The organism is Micromonospora sp. NPDC047134, assembly GCF_040643455.1.
GTDB lineage: Bacteria > Actinomycetota > Actinomycetes > Mycobacteriales > Micromonosporaceae > Micromonospora.
The window spans coordinates 188,202-214,186 of the sequence record NZ_JBEYUI010000008.1; the positions used below are offsets into that span (position 1 = coordinate 188,202).

Consider the following 25,985-nt stretch of genomic DNA (forward strand, 5'->3'; position numbering starts at 1 on the left):
TCAGCGACAAAAAGTGCAAGATCGCGGGGGAGGTGGGGTGGGGGTGCGGGGGTGGTGGCTACGGTGGGTGGGTGCCGGGGGAGCGAGAAGGGGATGTGGCGGTGCGGGGGGATGACGGAACGGATGGGCAGGTGGGGGTCGGGGAGCTCGGGGTTGGCGGCGGCGAGGGCAGGGTGGACAGGGCCGATCCGGGTACGGTGCGGCTGGCGCTGGTGGTCGGTGGGCTGGTCCTGGCCGTACTGCTCGGGTTCGGGCTCGGTCGGATGAACACCGGCGGGGCCCTGGCGGCGGGCGGGGTGCCGCAGAGCGCCCTGACCGGCCACACCCACGCCCCGGGCACCGGTGCCCACTCGCATGAGGCCGGCCAGGCGGAGGCGGCCGAGGCGGGTGGCCTGGCGGTGAGTCGGGGCGGGTACACCCTCACCCCGTTGGCCGCCGAGTTCACCCCGGGGCAGGCCGATGAGCTGCGGTTCCAGATCCAGGACGCGCAACGGCGGACGGTCACCCGGTTCGCGGTGGTCCACGACAAGCCGATGCACCTGATCGTGGTACGCCGTGACCTGACCGGATACCAGCACCTGCATCCCAGCATGGCGGCCGACGGCACCTGGTCGGTACCGCTGACCCTGCCGCAGCCCGGCATCTGGCGGGCGTACGCCGACTTCACCGCCCTGGCCGAGGACGGTCGGCAGACCGCGACCACCCTGGGGGTGGACCTGGTGGCCCCCGGTGAGTACGCGCCGCGCCCCCTACCCGCCCCCGCGACCAGCAACCCGGTCGACGGACTGACCGTCAGCTACCAGGGCGACCCGGAGCCCGGCCTGACCGTGCCGGTGAGCTTCCGGGTCACCGCAGCGGACGGCAGCAGCCCGAAACTGGAGCAGTACCTAGGGGCGTACGGCCACCTTGTCGCGCTGCGCGAAGGTGACCTCGGCTACCTGCACGTACACCCGGAACCGGAACTGGTGGACGGGGCGATGCAGTTCTGGCTGACCGCACCCGGACCGGGGCGGTACCGCCTCTACCTGGACTTCGCCACCGGGGGTGAGGTCCGCACGGCCGAGTTCACCGTGCTGGTGCGCTGACCGACCAGGCCCGCGCAGGTCAGGCGGCCGGGCTCGCGCAGGTCGGCCGGGCTCGCGCAGGTCGGCCGGGCTCGCGCAGGTCAGCCGGCGCGGCGGATCGGGCGGCGGGCCAGGTAGCGCAGCAGGTCCCGGATGTGGTGCTTCTCCTCGGCCGGCACGCTCGGGTCGGCCAGCCGTTGCAGGATCACCCGCACGTCCGCCTCGACCGGGCCATCGCTGCCCCGGGGGAGGCTTCCCGAGCCGGTGTCCGGCAGCCCCAGCGCCCGGAAGGCAGCCGCCACCGGGAGGTCCAGGGCGGAGCAGAAGCCCCGCACCTTGGCCAGTTCCGGGTAGTCCTGCCAGTCACCGGCCAGCCAGCGGAAGATGGTGGACCGGCCGACTCCGGTGTGGGCGGCCAGGTCGGTGACGGTCCATCCGCGTTCCTCGCGGGCGTCGTCGATAGCCCGGCGCACGAAGCGCGCGAACGCCATCTGTGGCGATATTTCTGCCGAACCCATCCGGTGGGTCTTCCCTCCCGACGGCACCTGACGGTGCGCTTATCCGAGAGTAGTACGGGTTTCGCCGGAAAATACTGACTGACTGATCAGGCAGGTACGGCTGGCGGCATCGGCTGGGGGTTAAAGAGCCGTTGTGGTCCGGTTGATCAGGGTTTCCAGCCGGGGTGTGATTCGCCACTGCTCGACCAGCTCCGCGTACTCCGCGCGCTGCTCAGCGGTGGGGGCCACATCCGTACGGCGGGCCCGGATGAGCAGGTTGCGGGGGGTGTGGGCGGAATCCACGAACTCGACCACCTCGGAACGGTAGCCGTGCAACCGCAGCAGCCCGGCCCGCAGCGCGTCGGTGAGGACGTCCGCGAAGCGCTCCCGCAGGATGCCCTGCCGGGTCAGCAGACCGTACGGGGTGGGTGCCCCACCGGCGCGCAGTTGCGCCGCCACATCGTGATGGCAGCAGGGTGCGGCCAACACCCAGCGGGCCCCCCACCGCACCGCACGGGCCAACGCCTCGTCCGTGGCGGTGTCGCAGGCGTGCAGGGCGAGAACGAGATCAGGTGCCGGCTCGACGACGGCGTCCGCGATGGTGCCGGCCACGAACCGCACCCGATCAGCCCAGCCGAGCCGTTCGGCCAGCTCGGTGTTGCGGCGGCGCTGGTCCTCGCGCACGTCCACCCCGACCAGTTCCACCTCCAGCCCGTGGTGGGAGAGGTACCGGTACGCGGCGAAGGTCAGGTACGCGTTGCCGCACCCTAGATCCACCACCCGCAGCGGGCCGGTCAGCCCGGCGGGCAACGTGGCCACCAGCGCCCGCAGGAAGGCGTCCACCTGCCGACGCTTCGCCGCCGAACCGCCGATCTCGGCGAAAATCGGGTCACCGGGATCGAGCAGGTACTCCTTGGCCCGGTCGTGCCGCACCGCAGCCTGTTGCGCTGCGCTCGGCTGTTCCCCGTCGGCCGGGGCGACCGACCGGCGGTGCACCTGGGCCTCGCCCGACTTGGTGACCCGCAGTTGCAGGACGCTGTCCGTGGTCTCGACATGCCAGTTCCCGAACGGCTCGGCCAGCAGGGCCTCAACCGCCGCATCCGACTCCCGCCCCGGTGCCACATTCCGGGTGTACGGCCGGGCGCCGTCCGAGGTGGCGATCTGCAACCGGGGCCCGGCCTTGAGTACCACCGGCCGTAGCTCGGCCCGGACCACGGAAGGACGCTGACCACGCCGCCGCCCGGCGGCCACGGCCCGGGTCAGCCCGGACCCGAGCAGCATCGAGCGGACCTCGGCCAGGGCAACATCCAACGGTTCGGGCATGACCCCATCTTCCCTCCCGGGCTGCCCAGCCCCGCCGCCAGCCTGCCCGCCCGCTCGCGGCTGCCCCGCCACAGCCTCCGCTGAAGATCACGCTCGATGTGGGATCGAGTGGCCTCAGACGCGAACGAGGCCACTCGATCAAAGATCGAGCGTGATCTTGTCGAGCCGGCCGGGTGAGGGTGGCCGAACGCACGGCCGCACCGCCCGAGACGGGGACGGTGCGGCCTGGGTGTCGCTGGGGTCAGTCGGTGACTTCGGCGGCCGTACCGGCGGTGGAGGCGGAGCCACGGCGGCGTCGGCGGCGACGGGGGCGTCCCGCCTCACCTGCGGCGCCCTCGGTGCCGGCGCTGGTCTCGACGGCCGTGGTCGCACCGGCGGTGGCGTTCGCGTCCACACCGGCGATGACCTCGCCGTCCCGGCGACGTCGACGACGCCGGGGGGTACGGCTGCCGCCCTCGGTGACCTCGGTGGTCTCCGGCGCAGCCTCGCCCTCCTGGGCAGAGCGGCCCGCGGAACGTCCACGACCCTCGGCACGCCCGCGATCCTCACCGCGCCCGCTGTCGCTGCGGCCACGGTCCCGGCGGCGTCCGCCGCGCGGCTCGCCTCGGCGGGACCGGCCGCCACCCAGGTCCTCCTCGACCTCGGCGGAGAGCCCGGCCCGGGTGCGCTCGGCGGTCGGCAGGGTGCCGGTCACGTCGGTCGGGATGTGCAGGTCGGTGTAGAGGTGCGGGGAGGTGTGGTACGTCTCCTGCGGCTCGGGCATGTCCAGCCCGAGGGTCTTGTCGATGATCCGCCAGCGCGGCATGTCGTCCCAGTCGACGAAGGTCACCGCGACACCGCTCGCGCCCGCCCGGCCGGTGCGGCCGATGCGGTGGGTGTAGGTGTCCTGGTCTTCCGGGCAGTCGTAGTTGATCACGTGGGTGACGCCGGTGACGTCGATGCCCCGGGCCGCGACGTCGGTGGCGACCAGGGTGTCGATCTTCCCGGCCCGGAAGGCCCGCAGGGCCCGCTCGCGGGCGCCCTGGCCCAGGTCACCGTGCACGGCGGCGACCGCGAAGCCGCGGAAGTCGAGATCCTCGGCGACCCGGTCGGCGGCGCGCTTGGTCCGGGTGAAGATCATCGTCAGGCCACGGCTCTCCGCCTGGAGGATCCGGGCGACGATCTCGACCTTGTTCATCGAGTGGGTGCGGTAGACCAACTGCTCGGTCTGCGGGGACGGGCCGGTCTCCGCGGTGTGCCCGGCGTGGATCGTGACCGGGTGCCGCAGGAATCGCCGGGACAGGGTCACGATCGGGTCGGGCATGGTCGCCGAGAACAGCATGGTCTGCCGGTCCTCGGGCAGCATCGCCAGGATCCGCTCGACGTCGTCGAGGAAGCCCAGGTCGAGCATCCGGTCGGCCTCGTCCAACACCAGCGCCCGGATGCCGTTCAGGCGCAGGTGCTTCTGCTTGGCCAGGTCGAGCAGCCGGCCGGGCGTACCGACGAGGATCTCCACGCCCTTGCGCAGCGCCTCGACCTGCGGCTCGTACGCCACCCCGCCGTAGATCGGCAGCACGCGTACGCCGCGGGTGCGGCCGGCGGCCGCGATGTCCTTGGCCACCTGGATGCCCAGCTCGCGGGTGGGTACCACGACGAGCGCCTGGGGCAGCCCGTCGCCGCTGCCCTCGCCGGGCGCGAAGACCCGCTCCAGCAGCGGTACGCCGAAGCCTAGGGTCTTGCCGGTGCCCGTCGGGGCCTGCCCGATCAGGTCGGCCCCGCGCAGCGCGATCGGCAGGGCGTACTCCTGGATGGCGAAGGCGCGGGTGATGCCGGCCGCGGCCAGCGCCTCGACGGTCTCGTCGCGGGCGCCCAGCTCGGCGAAGGTCGGTGCCTCCGGTCGGACCGGGGCAGTGGGGGCCAGTTCCTGGCCGTCTGTGAGGTCTTGAGTCAGCTCACTCATATGGATTTGGGGGTGCCCTCTCGTGGGTGCGCCCCGTCATGTCCTCAGGGCGCGTTCGGTATGGCGCGGGCCACACGGTCGGCGGCAGAAAGCCGAGCGGACCGGGCCGCACGCGCGCCGTGGGGTCGGACTTCGACTCGGGATCACCTGCGAATCGGGAAGCAATGCCATCCCAGATCCACTGCGATTCCGGCCGGATCGGCGCCTACGGCAACTCCTCCATGCTACCTGAACGGGCCATACGCTGTCCTGATTCCGCGCAAGCAAGCGTCACCGGGCAGGCTCTTACGTGATGTGTATCACCGGCAGCCCGGTCTGTCGACCAGGTCGGGCCTCTCGAAATTTCTGCCCGCAGATCCCGGTGTGTCCCCGTTCGGCGAAAACTGCGGGTTGCCCGTCTCGACCGCACTTCTGCACCGCTGTGGGCTGATCGGGCTCGATGCGCCGGGTGTGCGGCCGGACTCCGACAAGATGCGCCGGGCCGAGAGCCGGGCTACGTCGATGGCCGCAAGCGGGCTTCGCCGACCCGGAATGGCCAAGCGGCCGTCGATGGGGGTGGCGGCTGTCCCGGGGGTGACCGGCGTCGATCGTGGGGCGCTCACCACCTGAACCTGTCAGGGTGAGCAGTCAGGGGGCTTGATCCGGCGGCTGACCGACTCGCGCATCGCGCGGAGGGTCGCCGCCGGACCTACCAACTGGACCGTCAGCGGACGGTGAAACCCACCGCCCGGGGAGATGCTTCCGCGATCTCCACGTAGGCGACCTTGCTGACCGGCACGATGATCCGCCGGCCCTTCTCGTCGGTCAGGGACAGGGTGCCCTCACCCCGGGCGACGGCGTCGGTCACGATCCGCTCGATCTCTGCCGGCGACTGCGCGCTCTCCAGAACCAGTTCGCGGGGCGCGTACTGCACGCCGATCTTGACCTCCACTGTGCCTCCTCCGTCGGGCGAAATGGCCGCCGTGCGAAGGCTATCCGATCACAAGGTGCTAGTTCAGGCTGACTCACCTTGCAGCGGAAAGCTGGCGATGCCCCGCCAGGAGAGCGCCGCCACCAGCGCCTCGGCCTCGGCCTTGGGCACCGGACGGCCCCCGGCCAGCCAAAACTGTGCGGCGGTCTCGGCGGCACCGACCAGGCCGGAGGCGAGCAGCTCGGCGTGGGCCCGGCTCACTCCGGTGTCGGAGATGATGGTGTCGGTGATGGCGGCGATGCAGCCCTGCTCCACCCGCTCGACCCGCTGCCGTACGGCGGGGTCGTTGCGAAGGTCCGACTCGAAGACCAGCCGGAAGGCTTCGCTCTCGTGGTCGACGAAGTCGAAGTAGGCCCGCACGGACGCCCCGACCCGCTCCTTGTTGTCGGTGGTACTGGCCATGGCATCGTGCACCTTGGCGACGATGGCGTCACAGTGCGTGTCGAGCAGGGCCAGGTACAGCTCCATCTTTCCGGGGAAGTGTTGGTACAACACCGGCTTGGAGACTCCCGCCCGCTCGGCGATGTCGTCCATGGCTGCGGCGTGGTAACCCTGCGCGACGAACACCTCCTGAGCTGCGGCGAGCAGCTGCTTACGGCGTGCCGAACGAGGTAGGCGCGTGGGCCGGCCGGCGGTCTGGGCGCCGTTCCCCGTAGCGGTCATCAGAACCTCCGAGGTCGTCGTGCGGACCGGCATTTCTGTCAAACCGACCAGGGCCTGGAGGGCCCCGGGCGGAATTGGCCCGCCGCTGTAACTTATCGCCACTGTCGCCACACGGTAGCCTCAGCGGGGGCGACCAAGGAGCGCGCGGTGAGTGAAACAGGACAGCCCGGTGCCGCCACCCCGGGAGAGCACGGCGACGGTACGGGTCAGCAGGATGACCTGGGCCGTTCCGGCAACGGGTGGGCGCCGCCGACCGGGGGTTGGTCCTGGAGCGCGGAAAGCTCCCAGGAGACCGGGGAACGTTGGCGGGTGATTCCGCCGCCGACCGGCTGGTCCACGGCCTCGCCCCCCTACGCCGACCTGCCGGCCCCACCCGGAGAGCCGGTGCCGCAGCGGTCCGAGGGAGTCAACGGTCAGCAGGTCAACGGCAGGTACCCCGGTGCGAACGAGCCTTCCGCCGACTGGCACGCCCCGGTGAGTGCCCCGCCCGGGTCCCGTGATTCCGGCCACCACCCTGGTCACGAGCGCCTGGTGCTGCCGGCACCGCGCCCCGTACCGGCCAGTGAGCAATCCGCACCCCCCACCGGCCTACCGACCTCCGCGCCACCGGCCGGGGGGCTGTCGGCCCCGGTGCACGCTGCCCCGACCTCGGCCCCGCCGATGACCGGCCTGCCCACCTCTGGGCCGCCGGTCACCGGCCTGCCCACCTCGGCCCCGCCGGTGAGCGGCCCGCCGATCTCCGGGCCACCGATGAGTGGCCTGCCCACTTCAGCGCCGCCGGTCAGTGGCCTGCCCGCCTCCGGGCCACCGGTGAGTGGTCTGCCGACGTCGGCTCCGCCGGTGACCGGCCTGCCGACCTCGTCGCCGACCGTGCAGGTGCCGCCGGTCGGCACCGCCGCCTCGGGCTTCGAGATGCCCCCTGGGCTGCACGCGCCCACCGCGGAGCGCCACCGGGAGGAGTCGGCCGGCCCGGCGCCGCACGGGTGGGAGGACTCCAACGGGGCCAACCGGTGGGGGCCCGCCGAGGCCGTTGCCGCCGAGCCGACTGACCCGGCACCGACCGACCAGGCCGGGCTCCGGCTACCGGCGGCCGCCGAGCAGCCGGACTGGGCCCGGTCGACTCCGACCAGCGAATGGGCTCCTTCGTGGGCCCGGGGTGAGGGGGACTCACCAGGTCGACGCTCGCGTGACACTCCGGCTCAGACCTGGGCCCACGAGCCCAGTCGGCCGTACGAGCCGGTGCGCGCCGCGCCGAGCCGTCCCTACGAGCCGGTACCCGTGCAACCAACCCGACCGTACGAGGGATTTCGCTCCTCGGGTCAGGGGCCGGAGCCGACCCCCGGTCAGCCGGAGCAGCCCGTCCCCAGTTGGGCTCAGTCCGACCCCGGCGTGACGGCCGGGCAGAACCCGCCCGGTAGGGCCGAGCAGGATCCCTCCGGCAGGACTGAGCAGGATCCGCCTGTCGGAGCTGAACAGGACCTGTCCGGTAGGGCTGAGCCAGAGTTACCCGGGCGGGCTGAGCAGACCTTCTCCGACCGGCCGAGTTGGGCGATGCCGCCGACCAGCACCCCGATGGAGCGACCGACCTGGGCTCCTCGGGCCGCCGACGAACGGCCGGTGACCGGCCCGACCGCGCAGCCGCCGGAGCGTCCGGCCTGGGCCCGCCCGGTCAGCGCCGCGCCGGCCGAGGAGGGGCTGCCCTGGGGCGCCCAGCCGCCGTCGGAGGAGCAGGGGCGCTGGGGCACCCGAGCAGCCCACCCGTCGACGGAGGAGCAGGGGTCCTGGGCGCACGGCCCGACCAGCGCCCCACCGGCCAGCGGGTCGACCTACCGGGAGGCACCCGGGGCCCATTTGGCCGCCGCCCCGGAAGCCACGCCGGATCCATGGGCCACCGCTGCGGCCAGATCCGCCGCTGAACTCAGCCCTCCCGCCGACCTCAGGCCGACCACCGACCCGATGCCGACCGCAGACCTCAGGCCGACCTCTGGTGCCGGGCCGGTCGCCGATCACCGGGAGCCGACCGACCTGTCTGTTCACCGACCCTTCCGGCTTCGTCCGGTCTCCGACGAGCCGGCCCCGACTCGTTCCGCGGCTACCCCCGGCCAGCCTGACCCGACTCCGGTTCCCGCCGATGCGCTGACCGGGATGAACGCCGCGGGGGCGGGCCGCCACGAGCAGAGCCATGCCGCCAACGGGTCGACGAACTCGGCCCCTTACGCGGCACGTCGGTCCGCGCCGGAACCCGTACCGCCGGTGGAACCGGGCGGGGGTCGGTCGCCGGACGGCACAGCGGCGGTGTTGCCCCAGCGCGTCCCCGCCGAACCGGACGTGCCCCTCGTTCCGGAGCCGCCTGCCGTGGATCCACCTGCCGAAACGCCGGAACTCGCCCGGATCGCCACCCATCTGCGCCGCGATGACGAGCCGGCACCGCTGCGCGACCGGCCGGAGGGCTTCGACGTCAACGCGATCCTCGACGCGGTCCGAGGGGTCGAGGGGGTACGCGATGCGTCGCTGCGCCGTACCCCGGCGGGTGCCCACAGCCTGCGTCTGGACCTCTCAGACGGTGCCGACCCGGCCGAGGTCAGCCGGCAGGTGGCCCGGCTGCTCCAGGAGCGGATGGGTCTTGCCGCCGCACCGCGCGGCGTGCCGGTGACACCGGCCGCGCCGGTGCGACGTCGGTCCGCGGACAACCGGGGTGGCGACGGCGAGAGCCGGGCCGGCGGCGAGCCTCGACGCCCGACCAACCGACCGGCGGGCGCCCGTACGGAAGGCGTGGCGACCCGCACCGAAGCCGCGCCGGATCAGTTGCGGCGTAGACGTCCGGCACCCTCACCCAACAGTGGCCGGGCCGCCGTGGAGGAGCCCGGCGCGACCGGGAGCCCGGCGACCCTGGGCGCCTCGTACTCCGGTGGGCAGTTGACCACCACGGAGTCCGCGCCGTCGCGGCCGTTGGACACCGGCGGGCGTCCCGGTCCCCGGGTGGTGCTCGACCACGTGCAGGTCAGCACCTTCGGGCTGGACGCCACCGTCGAGGTCCGGCTGGTCGCGGGGGAGCACAGTGCCGCCGGGTACGCCACCGGCCCGGCGGTCGACGGTTACGTGCTGCGGCTCTGTGCGGTAGCGGCCGCGGCCTCGATCGACGAGTTGTTGCGGGGTGCCGGCGGTCCGGTGGAGGGCGGACGGTGCTTCGTCGAACATGCCGCCGTGGTGCCCTTCGGCAACTGTGAGGTGGCCACCGTGGTGGCGTTGCTGGTCTGCGACGGGTGGGTGGAGCAACTGGCCGGGTCCGCCCTGGTCGCCGGTGATCCCCGACAGGCGGTGGTACGCGCCACACTGGCTGCGGTGAATCGTCGGCTGGAGGCCCTGCTGGCCTGAGGGGCACCCGGGCAGACTGGAATGGTGAAGCCTGCTCGTCTCTCCTCCGACCGGCTGCTGCCCGCCCACTCGGTGCCACCACCCTGGCCCGGTCGGGAGGTACGGCTAGACGGCACGGTCACCTACGTGCGCGACACCCCGGCTACCGGGCCGGACGCCGAACCGGCGCTGTACGTGCACGGGCTGGGTGGTTCCTCGCAGAACTGGACCGACCTGGCCGGTCTGCTGGCCGACCGGCTGGACGGTCAGGCCATCGACCTGCCGGGCTTCGGTCGCAGCGAGCCGGGTCTGCGGTACACCGTGCCCTTCTTCGCGCAACGGGTGATCCGCTGGATCGAGCACTCAGGCCGGGGGCCGGTGCACCTGTTCGGCAACTCGCTGGGCGGGGCCATCTCGGTCCGGGTGGCCGCGCTGCGCCCGGACCTGGTCCGTACCTTGACCCTGGTCTCGCCGGCCCTGCCGTTCCTGAACTTCCGCCGGTCGTTGCAGGGCCGGATGCTCCCCGTGCTGGCTGTTCCCCGGGGCGAGCGGCTGGTCGCCTGGCGGCTGGCCCAGATGGCCCCGGAGGTGATGGCGCAGCAGGTGATGGAGTCCTGTGTGGCCGACCTGAGCCGGATCTGCGATCAGCGTCGACAGGAGGCGCTGGAGGAGATCCGGGTGCGCTACCAGGCGGAGCACTACGCCGCAGCCTATGTGCGTACCTTCCGGGGGTTGGTTCACAGCTTCCTACGGTCGTACCTGCCGGGGGCGGACTCGCTGTGGCGGCTGGCCCGTTCCGTGCAGGCGCCGACACTGGTCGTCGGTGGTCGGCGGGACCGGTTGGTCGACGTCCGGGTGGCGCCGCAGACCGCACGGGCCATTCCGGACAGTCGACTGTTGATGCTCGACGGGGTGGGCCATGTGGCCCAACTGGAGGTGCCGCGCCTGGTGGCTCGGGCCGTGGTCGGGCTGCTCACCGAGACGGGGGACGCGAGGTACCGGTCAGACCTGGCAGGATGACCGGGATGGTCACCCCTCGTAGCCACCGCCGGCATCCTGGCCGACACACCAGTCGCGGGGCTTCCTCCGGGCAAGGCGTCGACCGGCGGGCCGGCCACCGGCCCAGGGTCGCCGTCCGGGTGGGGGTGCTGGCGGCGGTGGGTGCCGCGGTGATGCTGGTGGCCGGGGGTACGGGTTGGCTCCCCGGCCCGGCCGACGCCGACGAGGTGCAGGCGGTCCCGCCACCGGTGTCGGCGGTCGTACCGTCACCGGCGACGCCGTCCTCCGCGCCTGCGGTGGCAAGTCCTTCCCCGGCGGCGCCGGTGTTGCAGCAGCCCGGGCGGGTGCCCTCGGCGGGGCGGGGTCGCTTCGACTACGACGAGCGGACCGGCCCGGTGCTGGGGAAGTCCGGTGGGCTTCAGCGGTACCGGGTGGCGGTGGAGTCCGGCGCGAAGGTCGATCCGGGCGAGTTCGGGCTGGTCGTGCAGGAGGCGTTGACCGGGCCGGGCAGCTGGGTGGACAGTGGCCGACTGCGGTTGCGTCAGGTGCCGACCTCGTCCCGGTACGACTTCACCGTCTACCTGGCCACGGCGGCGACGGCGGGCCGGATGTGCGCGGCCGGCGGGGTGGACATCCGGGTAGGTGGGCGGCCCTACACCTCCTGCCGGGCCCCCGGGAAGGTGATCATCAACCTGGAGCGGTGGCGGCGGTCGGTGCCGCACTTCGTCGAGGCGAAGGTGCCCCTGTCGGTCTACCGCACGTACGTGATCAACCATGAGGTCGGGCACCAGTTGGGCAACCGGCACGAGCGTTGCCCGGGGCGGGGCCGACCGGCCCCGGTGATGATGCAGCAGACCCTGTTCCTCAAGGGCTGCAAGGCCAACCCCTGGCCGTACCTCGATGGTCGGCGCTACGCCGGTCCGCCCCTGTGACCGGTCCAAGCTGACCCGAGACATTTCCAGTTTGCGCCGATTCGACCTGACATGGGTGAGACGATCGGGTCATGCCCTCTTCACCCCTTGCTGGGCGCCCGGGCGGTTCGGTTCCCGCAGCGCGGCTGCGACGGCACTGGCTGGCCGTACCCCTGGGTCTGCTGATGCTCGCGGTCGTCGTGCTGGCCGTGCTGGGCCTCAAGGATGACCCGGCGGGGGAGCCGGACGGCCGGAGCCGGCCCGCGCAGGGCCTGGTGCAGCAGCCACCGGAACCGAGCCCGTACCCGAGCGCCGGTAGCGGGCAGTTCCTGGTCGCCGACGCGGAGTCCCCGGTGTACGGGTTGGACGGGCCGCTCGTGCGCTACCGGGTGGCCGTCGAGCAGGAGGCCGGTACGGAGGCGGCCGATTTCGCGGCCGAGGTCGACGGGGTGCTGTCCGATCCGCGTAGCTGGATCGGGTCGGGGGACCTGCGGGTGCAGCGGGTAGCCGAGTTCGACCGGGCCGACTTCACCGTCTACCTGGCCACCCCGCTGACCTCGGAGCGGATGTGCGCCGTCGGCGGCCTGAGCACGGAGGGCTACACCTCCTGCCGGCTCCCCGGCGAGGTGATCATCAACTTGGCGCGGTGGCGGGAGGCGGTGCCGGACTACGGGGCACCGCTGGCGGTCTACCGGGCCTACGTGATCAACCACGAGGTGGGGCACGAGTTCGGTGAGTGGCACGCGGAGTGCCCGGGGCCGGGACTGCCGGCCCCGGTCATGCAACAGCAGACGTACGGCCTGGCCGGTTGCCTGGCCAACGGTTGGCCCTACCCCGACGGCCCCCGGTACGCCGATGACCTGATCCCCTGACCCGCCCGCCGGCCGGTCCCCGGTTATTCCCGCTCCCGTATGCCGGGCTACGTGTCCCCGCTCATGGCCGACGGCCATGTCGGCGAGCAACAATGGCCCGGTTGTCCGCCATCGATTCCGGGGAGTTCACCGTGTCGTTGCCCCCGCTCGTCGAACCCGCCGCCGAGCTGACCGTTGACGAGATCCGTCGCTACTCCCGTCACCTGATCATTCCGGATGTCGGGGTGACCGGTCAGAAGCGGCTGAAGAACGCCCGGGTGCTCTGCGTCGGCGCCGGTGGCCTCGGTTCCCCCGCCCTGATGTACCTGGCCGCCGCCGGGGTCGGCACCCTGGGCATCATCGACTTCGACACCGTCGACGAGTCGAACCTCCAGCGGCAGATCATCCACGGGGTCTCCGACATCGGCCGCTCCAAGGCCGAGTCGGCCGCGGCGAGCATCCGCGAGATCAACCCCCTGGTCAACGTGGAGATCCACAACACCGCCCTGGACCGGGACAACGTCCGCGAGATCTTCGCCCAGTACGACCTGATCGTCGACGGTACGGACAACTTCGCCACCCGTTACATGGTCAACGACGCGGCGGTGCTGCTCGGCAAGCCGTACGTCTGGGGGTCGATCTACCGGTTCGACGGCCAGGCCTCGGTGTTCTGGGCCGAGCACGGTCCCTGCTACCGCTGCCTCTACCCGGAGCCCCCGCCGCCCGGCATGGTCCCCTCCTGCGCCGAGGGCGGGGTGCTCGGTGTGCTCTGCGCCTCGATCGGTTCGATCCAGGTCAACGAGGCGATCAAGCTGCTCGCCGGTGTCGGTGAGCCGCTGGTCGGCCGGCTGATGGTCTACGACGCCCTGGAGATGAGCTACCGCAAGATCAAGGTCCGCAAGGACCCGAACTGCGTGCTCTGCGGCGAGAACCCGACCCTGACCGACCTGATGGAGGACTACGAGGACTTCTGCGGCGCGGTGTCCGTCGAGGCCCAGGAGGCCGTGGTCGACGCCACCATCACCGCCGCCGAGCTGAAGGAGTGGCAGGACGCCGGCAAGGACATCTTCCTGGTCGACGTCCGGGAGCCGGCCGAGTACGAGATCGTCCGCATCCCCGGCGCCACCCTGATCCCCAAGGGCGAGATCCTCTCCGGGGAGGCGCTGTCCAAGCTGCCGCAGGACAAGCAGGTCGTGCTGCACTGCAAGTCCGGCGTACGCTCCGCCGAGGCCCTGGCCGCGCTCAAGGCGGCCGGCTTCCGCGACGCCGTGCACGTGCAGGGCGGGGTGCTCTCCTGGATCAAGCAGATCGACCCCTCCCTCCCGACCTACTGAGGGTGTAAGGAAGGGCCCCTTCTTAACGCCTCCGGTAGAGCAGGGGTCCCTTCTTAACATCCGCCGCAACGCCCTGCTCACACCTGCCGTCCGGGCCGATGTCGGCTGCCCGATTCGCCGAGGCGAGATCACGTATGCGCCGGTAGCCTGACCGCCGTGGTCGACATCGACGCCGCGATCGGGTTCGTGGTGGCACACGGGGACGCGGTGGAACGTGCCCGCCTCTCCTGGCTGCGTACCGGCGCGCCGCCGTCACCCGAGACGCTCGACAGCGCCGAGGTCGGGCAGACCCTGGGCGGAGGCTGGCCGGCCTCCTGGGGCGACGAGATCGCGTCGGTCGACGCCACCTGCTTCCGCCTCGCCGAACTGGACGACCTGGGCGCCCTCAGCCGCCCGGCCGCCCGCCGGGCCCTGGACTGGCTGGCCGCCGCCCAGCAGCGGGACGGCTGCTGGGAGGAGGACGAGGCCCTGGCCGAGGTGGCCCCGGAGTGGGCCCGGCCGGGAGACCCGGAGGCCCGGCTCTACCTGACCGCCAACGCGGCCTTCTGGCTCACCGTGGCCGGGCTGGACGCCCGCGCCGCCGGGCCGCTGGACCACCGGGTCGGTGGGGCGTACGCCGGGGTGGTGCAGGCCGCGGGGCAGGCGCTGGCCGCCCACCTCAACCCCGACGGCAGTTGGCCGTCCTTCCTGGCCACCGGCTGGCTGACCGCAGCGGTACTGCACCGCCAGCAGCTGTTCTACGAGTCGGCGCGGATCAAGGCCGTGCTCGCCGAGCGTCTCCCGCAGGCCTCACCCGCCGACGCGGCCTGGCTGGCCTCGACCCTGCGTCGGGTCGGCGTCGACGAGCAGGAGTGGACCCTGGTGGCGGCCCGCCGCCGACTGGCCGAGACCCAACGCAGCGACGGCGGCTGGACCAGCGACGACGGCCACCAGTTCGACGTACACACCACCCTCGCCGTAATCCGCGCCTTCCGCTGACCCCCCAGCCCTCCCCGAGCGCCGCCCGCCCCGCGCCCCCACGACGCCGCGAGCCCTCACCTCCCGCGATCTTGCACTTTCGGTCGGGGCAAAGCCGACATATCGGGGCGAATTGGCGACCAAAAGTGCAAGATCGCGGGGGCGGGGCCGGGGTGCGGGGGCGGGGCCGGGGTGAGGGCGGGGGTGGGGTGGGGTGGGGTGGGGTGGGGTGGGGTGGGGTGGGTTTAGCGGAGGTGGCCGGTGCCGGTTACCACGTACTTGGTGCTGGTGAGTTCGGGTAGGGCCATGGGGCCTCGGGCGTGCAGCTTCTGGGTGGAGATGCCGATCTCCGCGCCGAAGCCGAACTCGCCGCCGTCGGTGAACCGGGTCGAGGCGTTCACCATCACCGCGGCCGAGTCGACCCGGGCCACGAACTCCCGGGCGGCCGCCTGCGAGTCGGTGACGATGGCCTCGGTGTGGCCGGTGCCGTACTGCCGGATGTGTGCGACCGCCGCGTCGAGGGAGTCGACGACGGCGACCGAGATGTCCGCGGAGAGGTACTCGGTGGTGAAGTCCTCCTCGGTGGCCGGGACCACGGCCTCGGAGTAGGTGGCCGTCCGGGCATCGCCGTGCACGGTGACCCCGGCCTCGGCGAAGGCGGTCAGCATCGCCGGCAGGAAGTCGTCGGCGACGGCCGCGTGCACCAGCAGGGACTCCGCGGTGTTGCAGGTAGACAGCCGCTGCGTCTTGGCGTTCAGGGCGATGGACAGGGCCATCGACAGGTCGGCGGCGGCGTCCACGTAGACGTGGCAGTTGCCCACCCCGGTCTCGATCACCGGCACGGTGGACTCCTCGACCACGGCCCGGATCAGTGACGCCCCGCCGCGCGGGATCAGCACGTCCACCAGGCCCCGGGCCCGCATCAGTTCCTTGACGGAGTCGCGGGTGCTGGAGTCGAGCAGTTGCACCGCGTCCGCCGGCAGGCCGGCACCGACGATCGCGTCCCGCAGCACCGCGACCAGCGCGGCGTTGGAGTGCGCGGCCGAGGAGGAACCGCGCAGCAGGGCCGCGTTTCCGGACTTCAGGCAGATGCCGGCGGCGTCCACGGTGACGTTCGGCCGTCCCTCGTAGATGATGCCGACCACCCCGAAGGGCACCCGGATCTGCCGCAGTTCCAGCCCGTTGGGCAGGGTCGAGCCGCGTACCACCTCACCCACCGGGTCGGGCAGGGCGGCCATCTGCCGCAGGGCGTCCGCGATGCCGGCCATCCGGCCCTCGTCGAGGGCGAGCCGGTCCAGCACGGCCGCGCTCAGCCCGGCTTCGCGTCCGGCCGCCAGGTCCGCGGCGTTCGCGGCGAGGATCTCGGGGGTACGCGCCAACAGCGCATCGGCCATCGCGTTCAGCGCGGCATCCTTGGCGGTACGCGTCGCCGTCGCCAGTGTCTCCGCCGCGATCCGCGCCCGACGCGCCTGCTCGCTAACGTTCATCCCATGCTCCTCAAGTGTTAGGAGGGGGCCCTTTTAATACGCCACGCGTTAATAAGGTGCCCCTCCTTACCGGCTTCTACAGCAGTACCAGGTCGTCGCGGTGGACGACCTCCCGTTCGTACGCCGGGCCCAGCGCCGCGGCGAGGTCGGAGGTGGAGCGTCCCAGCAGGCCGGGCAGCTCGACCGCGTCGTAGTTGACCAGCCCTCGGGCGACCGGGGCGCCGTCGTCGTCGACCAGGTCGACCGGGTCACCGGCGGTGAAGGCCCCGTCCACGGCGGTGATCCCGGCCGGCAGCAGGGACTTGCGTCGGCCCACCACGGCGGCCACCGCACCCGGGTCCAGGTGCAGCCGTCCCCGGGGGGAGGTGGCGTGGGCCAGCCAGAACAGGCGGGCCGCCGGCCGTCGGGGACTGGGGTGGAAGAAGGTGCCGACCGGCTCACCGGAGAGCGCCGCCACGGCCTGGGCGGCGGAGGTCAGCACGACCGGGATGCCGAACCCGGTGGCGATGCGGGCCGCCTCGACCTTGGTCACCATGCCGCCGGTGCCTACCCCGGAACGGCCGGTGCCGCCGATGTCGACTCCGGCCAGGTCGGACTCGTCACGTACCTCGGCGATGCGGCGGGCACCGGGTCGGGCCGGGTTGCCCGTCCAGAGGGCGTCGACGTCGGAGAGCAGCACCAGCAGGTCGGCGTCGACCAGGGCAGCCACCAGGGCGGCCAGCCGGTCGTTGTCACCGAACCGGATCTCCTGGGTGGCCACGGTGTCGTTCTCGTTGACGATCGGTACGGCCCGCAGGTCGAGCAGTTTGCGCAGGGTGCGGTACGCGTTGCGGTAGTGGGCCCGCCGGGTCACGTCGTCGACCGTCAGCAGCACCTGCCCTACGGTGCGACCGTGCCGGGCGAAGGCGGCGGCGTACCGCCCGATCAGCAGGCCCTGCCCGACGCTGGCCGCGGCCTGCTGGGTGGCCAGGTCGCGGGGTCGCCGGGCCAGCCCGAGCGGCGCGAGACCGGCGGCGATCGCGCCGGAGGAGACGAGCACCACCTCGCGGCCGTCGACCGTACGCGTGTCGAGGGCGTCGACCAGCGCGTCGAGCCGCTCGTCGTCCAGACCGCCGGTGGCGGTGGTCAACGAGGAAGATCCGATCTTGACGACGACCCGCCGGGCCGTGGTTACCGCGTCGCGCACCCGCCTATTCTGCGCTGTCGTCCTTGGGACTCCCCTCGGCGTTCCCATACTCTGGCTGGTCGTGACCCCTGAGGAGTACGTCGAGGCGGTTCTGGACCTCGTTGACCGGATTCCCCCTGGTCGGGTGATGTCGTACGGGGCGGTGGCCGACGCCCTGTCCGAGCGTTCGGGTCGGGCCTCCGCCCGACTGGTCGGGGCGATCATGGCCCGGCACGGTGGGGCGGTCGGCTGGCACCGGGTCGTCAACGCGGCCGGGGCGATGCCGCCGCAGTTGGCGGCGCAGGCGCGAGCGCGGTGGCTGGCCGAGGGCACGCCGATGCGCCAGGACCGGGTGGACATGCGGGCGGCCAGTTGGTGGCCGACCGAGGGGATGTGACGAGGGCCATAATCTGAGTACGATTCGGCGCCATGACCGCACCGCCCAGTGGCGCCGCCGCGGCCCTGCCGCGCAAAGTGCACGCCGGTTACGCCCTAGGCTCGCTGGCCACCGGGGCCTTCGGCACCGTACCGGGGCTGTTGCTGCTGCCGTACCTCACCGACACCCTGGGGGTGGCCGCCGGCGTGGCGGCCCTGCTGGTGCTCCTGCCGAAGGCGTGGGACGTGCTGGTCAACCCGGTGGCCGGGCGGATCTCGGATCGGACCCGCTCCCGCTGGGGTGCCCGCCGGCCGTACCTGCTCATCGGTGGACTGGCCCTGGCCGTACTCTTCGGGTCGATCTTCGCCGCCCCCTTCGGTGCCGGGCCGGCCGCCGGGGCGTACGTCGCTGTCGCCTTCCTGGCCACGGCGACCGCCTTCGCCTTCTTCCAGGTGCCGTACGTGGCCATGCCGGCCGAGTTGACCAGCGACTACGCCGAACGTACCCGGATGATGACCTGGCGGATCGCGGTGCTGGCGCTGGCCATCCTGGTCTCCGGCGCGGTGGCCCCCCTGGTCCGGGACATCGCCGGGGGTGGGGTGCCGGGACACCGCTGGATGGGGGTCTTCGTCGCCGCCCTGATCGCCCTCGGTGCAGTCGGTGCCTTCCTGGGCACCCGGTCCGCGCCCCAGCAGGTGGTCGCCGAGAGCGAACCCAGCCTGCGCGTCCAACTCGCGGTGGCCGGCCGCAACCGGCCGTTCCGGGTGCTGCTGCTCTGCTTCGTGGTGCAGTCCGCCGGGGTGGCGACGATCCTCGCCGGGGTGCAGTACTTCGCCGACCAGATCCTGCGTGACTCCAAGACCGGCCCCACCCTGCTGTTCGCCTGCTTCGTCGGGCCCGCCCTGGTGGTGATGCCGCTCTGGTCGCGGGTGGGTGCCCGACTGGGCAAGCTCGCCGGGCTGGTGATCGCCTCCCTGATCCTGGCGGGCGGTGGGCTGGCGCTGGTAGCCGCGCCGCTGCTCCCCGCCGCCGTGATCTACCTGCTGGTCGCGTCGATCGGGGTCGGGTACGCCGGGCAGCAGGTGTTCGCGCTGGCCATGCTCCCGGACTGCATCGCGTACGACACCGCCCGTACCGGCCGCCGTCAGGCCGGGGTCTTCACCGGCCTGTGGACCGCCGGGGAGACCTTCGGCCTGGCCCTGGGTCCTGGCATCTACGGTCTGGTGCTCGCCCTGACCGGCTACGTCTCCTCCACCACCGGCACCTCCGCCCCCCAATCCGACACCGCCCGCCTAGGCGTCCTGCTCGGCTTCACCCTCCTCCCCGCCCTCCTGATAGCCCTGGCCACCCTCCTCCTCCGCCCCTACGACCTGACCCAAGCCCGCCTAACCACCCCTCCCACCCCCACCCCCGCCCTTTCTCCCGTCGATCATGCACTTTCCGTCGGGACTAAAGGTGCGAACCAGCACGAAGAGGAGACCAAAACTCCATGATCGACGAAGAAGCGGGGGCGCTGCCCGTGCGTGGGGTGGCCGCGGAGCGGGTGTTGGGGGAGATCCGGGAGCTGCGGGGGTTGGATCGGCCCACGCACGGGGGGCGGTTGTTCGCCTATGTGTACGACCCGGGGGTGCCCGGGTTGGACGAGTTGGCTGCCGCCGCGTACGCGGAGAGCGCCCATGTCAACGGACTGGACCCGACCGCCTTCCCGTCCCTGCTGGCGATGGAGAACGCGCTGGTCGGAGCGGCGGCCCGGCTACTGAACGGTGGGCCCGGCACCAGTGCCCCGGAGGTGGTCGGCAGCATCACCGGCGGCGGCACGGAGTCGCTGATCCTGGCCGTGAAGGCGGCCCGGGACGCCCGGCCGGAGATCACCGCACCGCGCATCGTGGTGCCGACCAGCGCGCACGCGGCCTTCGCCAAGGCGGCGCACTACCTGCGGGTCCAGGTCGATACGGTGCCGATCGACCCGGACACCCTGCGACCGGCGGTCGCCGACATCGCCGCCGCGATCCGCCCCGACACGGTCCTGGTGGTCTGCTCCGCCCCCTCGTACGCCCACGGGGTCATCGACCCGGTAGCCCAGATCGCCGAGGCGGCCGCCGTAGCGGGGGTACGGTGCCACGTCGACGCCTGCTTCGGCGGCTGGACCCTGCCCTACCTGCGTCGTCTCGGCGAGCCGGTGCCCGACTTCGACTTCGCCGTACCCGGGGTCACCTCGATCTCGGTGGACCTGCACAAGTACGCGTACGCCCCGAAGGGGGTCTCGGTGCTGCTGCACCGCGATCCGGCCCTGCGGGCACCGCAGTACTTCGCGTACGCCGACTGGCCCGGATACACGATGATCAACCCGGTGATCTCCTCCACCCGCTCGGGCGGACCGATCGCGGCCGCGTACGCGACCCTGCGGCACCTGGGTGACGAGGGCTACCTGGAGTTGACCCGGCGGACCCGCCAGGCCGTGCGGGTGCTGGCCGAGGCCGTACGCGGAGTCGACGGGTTGCGGCTGGTCGCCGAGCCGGAGTCGACAGTGGTCTGCTTCACCGCCACGGACTCCGGGCCGGACCTGTTCGTCCTGGTGGACGAGCTGGCGGCCCGGGGCTGGCACACCCAACCCCAGCTCCGGTACGCCGGACTGCCGCGCAGTGTGCACCTGACGGTGACCGCTGCGGTGGCCCCCCGGGCGGCCGAGTTCGCCGCCGACCTGGCCGAGGCGGTAGCGGCGGCCGCTGCCGCCGGGCCGGTCCCTCTGCCCCCGGAACTGCTGGCCCTGGCCGGCGCCCTCTCCCCGGAGACCCTCACCGCCGACCTGGTGGCGAACCTGGCCGCCGGCCTGGGCCTCGGCACAGGCGGTCCCGGCACAGGCGGTCCCGGCACAGGCGGTCCCGGCGCGGGCGGGCCAGGGGCAGGCGCGGGGCTGCCGGAGCGGATGGCGCCGGTGAACACTTTGCTGGACGCCGCGCCACCGGCGTTGCGTGAGCGGCTGCTCGTCGAGTTCGTCAGTCTGCTGCAACGCCCGTCGTACTGACCCCCCGCTGTTAGGAGGGGTCCCCTGTACAACGCCAGGCGTTAACAGGGGGCCCTTCCTTACCGGAAGGGCTGTGGTTGACTGTCGAGGAACGGGAAGGGGGCGATCGTGCAGCTGCCGGCGGTGCTCGGGGAGCCGATCCGGTTCGTGCTGAACTGGGGTCGGCGGTACTCGCTCTGGGTCTTCAACTTCGGGTTGGCCTGCTGCGCCATCGAGTTCATCGCCACCAGCATGTCCCGGCACGACTTCATGCGGTTGGGCGTCATCCCGTTCGCGCACGGTCCCCGCCAGGCCGATTTGATGGTGGTCTCCGGCACGGTCACCGACAAGATGGCCCCGGCCATCAAGCGGCTGTACGACCAGATGCCCGAACCGAAGTACGTCATCTCCTTCGGCGCCTGCTCCAACTGCGGCGGCCCCTACTGGGACTCCTACTCGGTGACCAAGGGGGTCGACCAGATCATCCCGGTCGACGTCTACGTGCCGGGTTGCCCGCCTCGACCGGAGGCCCTGCTGCACGGCATCCTGCGCCTTCAGGAGAAGATCGCCGCGGAGCAGTCCGGCCCCGGCGGGGTGTCCCGCCCGGACCCGCTGGCCTCGCCCACCGACGCGCCCTCCGCCGAGGGCACGGCGCCCCGCTCCACCGCCTCGCTCATCGCCCCGCCGGTACGCCCGCCGGGCATCTGACCTCCGGCGTACCGGGCCGCCGCAGCGTCGTTGGACGGTGCGGTGGCGGCCGGGGATTAGCGTACGGATCATGACCGATGCCGCGGAGAAACGTTCCGCCTTCATCGTCGAGGTGCTGGCCCAGGAGTTCGGCGCGTTGATGGCGCTCGACCCGGCAGCCTTCCGACGCAAGTTCCGCAAGATGGCCGCCTCCCCGTTCGCCTTCTACCGGGGCAGTGCCAGTCTCTTCTACGCCGACCAGCGCGGCGACTTCGCCGACGACCGCTACCTCGACGCCCAGACCAGTCGGGTGTGGATCCACGGGGACCTGCACGCGGAGAACTTCGGCACGTACATGAACGGCTCCGGCCAACTGGTGTTCAACGTCAACGACTTCGACGAGGCCTACGTCGGGCCCTTCACCTGGGACCTGCGGCGCTTCGTCGCCAGCGTGGCCCTGATCGGCTACACCAAGGCCCTCTCCGACCGGGTGATCAGCGAGCTGGTGACCGGTTTCGCGGAGAGCTACCTGACCGAGCTGCGGGCCATCGCCGAGGGCGGTGACGACGCCATCGGGTCGATCACCCTGGACAACGCCGACGGGGTGCTGCGCCGGGTACTCCAGCAGGCCCGGCTCAACACCCGGGTCGATCTGCTGCGGGAGCAGACCACCATCGACGCGTACGAGCGGCGGTTCTCCCTGCGCGACGGGGTGTACGAGATCGACGGGGAGGTGCGGGCCAGGGTCTGTGCCGCCTTCGAGGCCTACCTGGACACCCTGCCGGCGGCCACCGCGCAGGCCCGCCCGCTGGCCACCCAGATCAAGGACGTGGTGCTGCGTAAGGGGGTGGGCATCGGCTCGGCCGGTCTGCCGTCGTACAACCTGCTGCTGGAGGGGCACACCCAGGCGTTGGAGAACGACGTCGTGATCTACATGAAGCAGGCTCAGGTGCCGGCGGTGGCCCGACATGTCGACGACGAAGGGGTCCGTGGCTACTTCCGGCACCAGGGCCACCGCACCGCCGAGTCACAGCGGGCCCTTCAGGCGCACGCCGATCCCTGGGTGGGCTACACCGAGCTGGACGGGGTGGGCCAACTGGTCGCCGAGGTCTCCCCGTACGCCGCCGACCTGGACTGGGCCGACGTCAACGAACCCGAGGAACTGGCCGGGGTGTTGGCCGACCTGGGTCGGGCGGTCGCCCGGATGCACTCGGTGGCCGACGACGAGTCCAGCCACGACCTGGTCGACTACTCCACCGAGGAGGCGATCGTCGCCGTGGTGGCCGCCGACCCCGCGGGCTTCGTCGCGCACCTGGTCGACTTCGCCCACGCGTACGGCATCCGGGCCCGCCAGGATCACCAGCTCTTCGTCGACCTGTTCCGCAACGGCAGGTTGCCGGGTCTCTGAGGCGTAGCCTCCCCCGGCCGGTCAGGAGGTGAAGTCGAGGATCACCTTGATGTCCTGCGGGCCGGGGGAGTACGCCGAGGCGTACTCCGACAGCGGCACCCGGCGGGTGATCAACGAGGCCAGCCAGGACTGGTCGGCCTGGGACAGCGCCTCGGCGGCGGCGTTCCAGTGCCGCCGGTTGGCGTTGACGGAGCCGAACACCACGTTGTTCTCCAGGACCAGAGTGCGGTTGAGGGAGCCGGCGTCGAGGTCTACCGTCCGGCCCCCGCTGGAGACCCCGGCCAGGCAGACGATCCCGGCGGGGGCGACCTTGTACATCGCTTCGAGGACGACCGCCGGTGCGCCGGTGCACTCGACGATGACATCCGGTGTGAAGTCCAGCTGGTCGATCGAGCCGGCATGGTAGGTGGCCCCCAGGGCACTGGCCAGCGCCGGCTTGGGACCCTCGGTGACCAGGTCGAGCACATGGACGTCCAGACCACGCTGGCTGGCCAGCAGGGCGGCCAGCAGGCCGATCGGACCGGCACCGGTGATCAACGCGGTACGCGGCTGCCACTGCGCCCGCTGACCCATGCGGAAGATGTGGTCCCACGCCTTGACCACCACACTCGTCGGTTCCAGCAGCACCCCCACCTCGCCCAGGGCCGGGTCCAGTCCGACGGCGAAGCGGGGCTGGAGCCGCCAGCGTTGCCGGGCGAAGCCGGGCAGGGCCTTGATGCCGTGCTCGGTGAACAACCCGTTGCGGCACATGTCCCACTCGTCGACCGCGCAGTTCGGGCAGGGCACCGGATCGGGATGCCGGACGATCCCGGCCACCAGATCGCCGGGTTGCAGGGTGCCGGTCGAGTCCTCGATCACCCGGCCCAGCGACTCGTGCCCGAGCACCAAATGATCATGACCGGGCGGGGCCTCACCGTACTTGCCCTCGATGATCTCCATGTCCGTGCCGCAGATCCCCACCGCCAGGGCCTCCACCAGGATCGACCCCTCTTCGGTGGTCGGCTCCGGGTAGTCCTCAAGCAGCCGCAGGGAGCCGGGCACCCCGGGAATCACGGTGACAGCGCGCACGGCCCCATCCTGCTGCGCGCGGGTCGACCCCCGCCGGCAAAGCGGGTATCTCCACCCGGCCGCGTGGTGTCGGCATCACACCGGGGCGGCGCGTCGGGCCGGGTACGGCCATAGGATCAGTGCCATGACACCGGAAGAGGCCGGCCGGCGCCTTGTCACGCTGCTCGCACCCGTCGAGGCCACCGCTACGGTTTCCGGAGGTCAGGCACACGCCCGGGCCACGGTCGACGTACCCCCCTCGGCCTGGCGGGCGGCGCTGCTGGCCGCGCGGGACGACACCGAGCTGGCCTGCGACTTCTTCGACTGGCTCTCCGCGGTGGACGAGCTGGCCGAGGGTTTCGACGTGGTGGCCCACCTCTGGTCGACCACCCACCGGCACGGTCTGCTGCTGCGGGCGCGGGTGCCCCGGACGACCCCGACGATCGACTCGGTGGTGTCGGTCTATCCGGGTGCCGCCTGGCACGAGCGGGAGACCCACGAGATGTTCGGCATCGACTTCGCCGGGCACGACGGCCTGCTGCCGCTGCTGCTGCCCCCGGAGTTCGAGGGGCATCCGCTGCGCAAGGAGTTCGTGCTCGCCTCCCGGGTGGCCAAGCCCTGGCCCGGGGCGAAGGAACCGGGCGAGTCCGAGGCCGGAGGTGGCCGACGACCGATCCGGCCACCCGGGGTACCGGCACCCGGCGAGTGGGGGACCACCCCGACCCCGGCCGGTGCCGGTGGCGTCGGGGAAGGGCCGCGCGGCGGCACCCCGGCCCGGCCGGCCCGCGAACGACCGGCCCGACCGCCCCGGGAACGCCCGGCCCCGGTGGCACCCGCCGCCGCGGCCCCGCCCGGCGACCCGGCGCCCCCGGCCGAGGGCGGGCAGCCTGAGGAGGAAGGTACGACCTGATGCCACTGTGGCTGGAGCTGGTGATCCGGATCGGCGGCGTGGTGGTCGCCTTCCTCGTGCTGCCACTGCTGGTGGGGCAGGCCGAACACAAGGTGATGGCCCACATGCAGGGGCGGCTGGGGCCGATGTACGCCGGTGGGTTCCACGGCTGGGCACAGCTCGTCGCCGACGGGGTCAAGTTCGTACAGAAGGAGGACATCACCCCCCGCGCGGCCGACCGGCCGGTGTTCCGGCTGGCTCCGGCGGTGGCCCTGGTGCCGTACCTGCTGGCTCTGCTGGTCATCCCCCTGGGCCCGAACGACCTGGTGGGGCAGCCCCTGGACATCGGTCTGTTCTTCGTGCTCGCGGTGGTCGGGGTGGGTGTGCTGGCGGTGTTGATGTCGGCCTGGGCCTCCGCCAACAAGTACAGCCTGCTCGGCGGGGTACGCGGGGCCGCCCAACTGCTCGGCTACGAACTGCCGCTGGTGCTGGCCGCCGCCTCGGTGGCGATGGCCGCCGGCACCCTCAGCCTGTCCGGCATCGTCGAGGCGTGGCAGCCCTGGTGGCTGATCTGGCAGGCCCCCGCCATGGTGGTCTTCTTCCTGGCCGGGCTGGCCGAGATCCGCCGACCGCCGTTCGACATGCCGGTGGCCGACTCGGAACTGGTCTTCGGCTACCTGACCGAGTACACCGGCCTGCGTTTCGCCTTCCTGCTGCTCGCCGAGTACGTCGGCATAGTGGTGATCGCCGCGCTGACCACGGTGCTGTTCCTCGGCGGCTGGCAGGGCCCCTTCGCCGACGCCCAACTCGGCTGGCTCTGGACCCTGCTCAAGGTCGCCGCCGTCAGCTTCGTGATCATCTGGATGCGGGTCTCCTTCCCCCGCCTGCGCGAGGACCAACTCCAACGCCTCTGCTGGCTGATCCTCGTCCCCACCGCCCTGGCCCAACTGGTCCTGACCGCCACCATCCGCCTAACCCTCTAACCCCCCGCGCACCCCCACCCCCCACCCCCCACCCCCCACCCCCCCCCCCCCACCCCCCCCCCCCACCCCCCCCCCCC

Annotated in this window: 22 protein-coding genes; 14 read left to right on the plus strand and 8 right to left on the minus strand. The window is 72.2% G+C overall.

Translation table 11 applies throughout. The features are described 5' to 3' along the window. The first annotated feature begins 173 nt into the window (after positions 1 to 173). Positions 174 to 1,085 carry a hypothetical protein gene (locus ABZ795_RS13285; protein ID WP_357530465.1) on the plus strand — a complete coding sequence of 304 codons (912 nt, stop codon included), beginning with the start codon at positions 174 to 176 and terminating at the stop codon, positions 1,083 to 1,085. Between the two features lie 80 nt (positions 1,086 to 1,165). On the opposite strand, the gene ABZ795_RS13290 is transcribed toward ABZ795_RS13285, so the two are convergent. From ABZ795_RS13290 to ABZ795_RS13310, 5 genes are all read right to left on the minus strand, one after another. Then, positions 1,166 to 1,582: a helix-turn-helix domain-containing protein gene (locus ABZ795_RS13290; RefSeq protein WP_327023979.1), complete on the minus strand. Its 417-nt coding sequence runs from the start codon at positions 1,580 to 1,582 to the stop codon at positions 1,166 to 1,168. Between the two features lie 120 nt (positions 1,583 to 1,702). Continuing rightward, the gene (locus ABZ795_RS13295; RefSeq protein WP_357530466.1) at positions 1,703 to 2,884 is read right to left on the minus strand and encodes an SAM-dependent methyltransferase; all 1,182 of its coding nucleotides are present in this window, start codon (positions 2,882 to 2,884) and stop codon (positions 1,703 to 1,705) included. A 241-nt stretch (positions 2,885 to 3,125) separates the two neighbouring features. Continuing rightward, a complete protein-coding gene (locus tag ABZ795_RS13300; protein WP_357530467.1) occupies positions 3,126 to 4,823 on the minus strand; it encodes a DEAD/DEAH box helicase in 1,698 nt (565 codons plus the stop codon). A gap of 703 nt (positions 4,824 to 5,526) precedes the next feature. Next, positions 5,527 to 5,754, minus strand: coding sequence for a DUF3107 domain-containing protein (locus tag ABZ795_RS13305; RefSeq protein WP_013736008.1), 228 nt, complete (start codon positions 5,752 to 5,754; stop codon positions 5,527 to 5,529). Positions 5,755 to 5,817: 63 nt separating this feature from the next. Then, entirely contained in the window at positions 5,818 to 6,456 is a 639-nt protein-coding gene (locus tag ABZ795_RS13310) for a TetR/AcrR family transcriptional regulator (protein WP_357530468.1), read from the minus strand. A 1,551-nt stretch (positions 6,457 to 8,007) separates the two neighbouring features. On the opposite strand from ABZ795_RS13310, the gene ABZ795_RS13315 reads away from it, so the two are divergent. From ABZ795_RS13315 to ABZ795_RS13340, 6 genes are all read left to right on the plus strand, one after another. Continuing rightward, positions 8,008 to 9,831 (plus strand): hypothetical protein, encoded by a 1,824-nt coding sequence (locus tag ABZ795_RS13315; RefSeq protein WP_357530486.1) that lies wholly within the window; start codon positions 8,008 to 8,010, stop codon positions 9,829 to 9,831. A 21-nt stretch (positions 9,832 to 9,852) separates the two neighbouring features. Continuing rightward, a complete protein-coding gene (locus ABZ795_RS13320) occupies positions 9,853 to 10,830 on the plus strand; it encodes an alpha/beta hydrolase (RefSeq protein ID WP_327023983.1) in 978 nt (325 codons plus the stop codon). 5 nt (positions 10,831 to 10,835) lie between these two features. After that, positions 10,836 to 11,741: a DUF3152 domain-containing protein gene (locus tag ABZ795_RS13325; RefSeq protein ID WP_327023984.1), complete on the plus strand. Its 906-nt coding sequence runs from the start codon at positions 10,836 to 10,838 to the stop codon at positions 11,739 to 11,741. A gap of 71 nt (positions 11,742 to 11,812) precedes the next feature. Beyond that, positions 11,813 to 12,592 carry a DUF3152 domain-containing protein gene (locus ABZ795_RS13330; RefSeq protein ID WP_327023985.1) on the plus strand — a complete coding sequence of 260 codons (780 nt, stop codon included), beginning with the start codon at positions 11,813 to 11,815 and terminating at the stop codon, positions 12,590 to 12,592. A gap of 92 nt (positions 12,593 to 12,684) precedes the next feature. Further along, positions 12,685 to 13,905 (plus strand): adenylyltransferase/sulfurtransferase MoeZ, encoded by a 1,221-nt coding sequence (gene moeZ / locus ABZ795_RS13335; RefSeq protein ID WP_327023986.1) that lies wholly within the window; start codon positions 12,685 to 12,687, stop codon positions 13,903 to 13,905. A 156-nt stretch (positions 13,906 to 14,061) separates the two neighbouring features. After that, positions 14,062 to 14,883, plus strand: coding sequence for a prenyltransferase/squalene oxidase repeat-containing protein (locus ABZ795_RS13340; protein WP_327023987.1), 822 nt, complete (start codon positions 14,062 to 14,064; stop codon positions 14,881 to 14,883). 224 nt (positions 14,884 to 15,107) lie between these two features. Here the strand turns inward: ABZ795_RS13340 and ABZ795_RS13345 are convergent, their stop codons facing one another. After that, complete coding sequence (locus ABZ795_RS13345; RefSeq protein WP_327023988.1) at positions 15,108 to 16,349, minus strand: glutamate-5-semialdehyde dehydrogenase; 1,242 nt, start codon at positions 16,347 to 16,349, stop codon at positions 15,108 to 15,110. A 76-nt stretch (positions 16,350 to 16,425) separates the two neighbouring features. Then, a complete protein-coding gene (gene proB / locus ABZ795_RS13350; RefSeq protein WP_327023989.1) occupies positions 16,426 to 17,583 on the minus strand; it encodes a glutamate 5-kinase in 1,158 nt (385 codons plus the stop codon). A gap of 13 nt (positions 17,584 to 17,596) precedes the next feature. Here proB and ABZ795_RS13355 point away from each other — a divergent pair, with 13 nt between their 5' ends. The 5 genes from ABZ795_RS13355 (at position 17,597) to ABZ795_RS13375 (ending at position 22,989) form a co-directional block, all read left to right on the plus strand. Further along, entirely contained in the window at positions 17,597 to 17,911 is a 315-nt protein-coding gene (locus ABZ795_RS13355) for an MGMT family protein (protein WP_327023990.1), read from the plus strand. A gap of 32 nt (positions 17,912 to 17,943) precedes the next feature. Then, a complete protein-coding gene (locus tag ABZ795_RS13360) occupies positions 17,944 to 19,383 on the plus strand; it encodes an MFS transporter (protein ID WP_357530469.1) in 1,440 nt (479 codons plus the stop codon). Beyond that, positions 19,380 to 20,915, plus strand: a complete 1,536-nt coding sequence (locus tag ABZ795_RS13365; protein ID WP_357530470.1) for an aminotransferase class V-fold PLP-dependent enzyme — start codon at positions 19,380 to 19,382, stop codon at positions 20,913 to 20,915. The genes ABZ795_RS13360 and ABZ795_RS13365 overlap by 4 nt, the downstream gene beginning before the upstream one ends. A 108-nt stretch (positions 20,916 to 21,023) precedes the next feature. Then, positions 21,024 to 21,602, plus strand: coding sequence for an NADH-quinone oxidoreductase subunit B family protein (locus tag ABZ795_RS13370; protein WP_357530471.1), 579 nt, complete (start codon positions 21,024 to 21,026; stop codon positions 21,600 to 21,602). A 70-nt stretch (positions 21,603 to 21,672) separates the two neighbouring features. Continuing rightward, complete coding sequence (locus ABZ795_RS13375) at positions 21,673 to 22,989, plus strand: DUF2252 domain-containing protein (RefSeq protein WP_327023994.1); 1,317 nt, start codon at positions 21,673 to 21,675, stop codon at positions 22,987 to 22,989. Between the two features lie 21 nt (positions 22,990 to 23,010). Here the strand turns inward: ABZ795_RS13375 and ABZ795_RS13380 are convergent, their stop codons facing one another. Next, positions 23,011 to 24,057 carry a glucose 1-dehydrogenase gene (locus ABZ795_RS13380; RefSeq protein WP_327023995.1) on the minus strand — a complete coding sequence of 349 codons (1,047 nt, stop codon included), beginning with the start codon at positions 24,055 to 24,057 and terminating at the stop codon, positions 23,011 to 23,013. A gap of 124 nt (positions 24,058 to 24,181) precedes the next feature. Between ABZ795_RS13380 and ABZ795_RS13385 the strand changes: the two genes are divergently transcribed. Next, positions 24,182 to 24,946 (plus strand): NADH-quinone oxidoreductase subunit C, encoded by a 765-nt coding sequence (locus ABZ795_RS13385; protein WP_357530472.1) that lies wholly within the window; start codon positions 24,182 to 24,184, stop codon positions 24,944 to 24,946. Beyond that, positions 24,946 to 25,908 carry a complex I subunit 1 family protein gene (locus ABZ795_RS13390; protein ID WP_327023997.1) on the plus strand — a complete coding sequence of 321 codons (963 nt, stop codon included), beginning with the start codon at positions 24,946 to 24,948 and terminating at the stop codon, positions 25,906 to 25,908. Before ABZ795_RS13385 ends, ABZ795_RS13390 begins: the two co-directional genes overlap by 1 nt. The last annotated feature ends 77 nt before the right edge of the window (positions 25,909 to 25,985 follow it).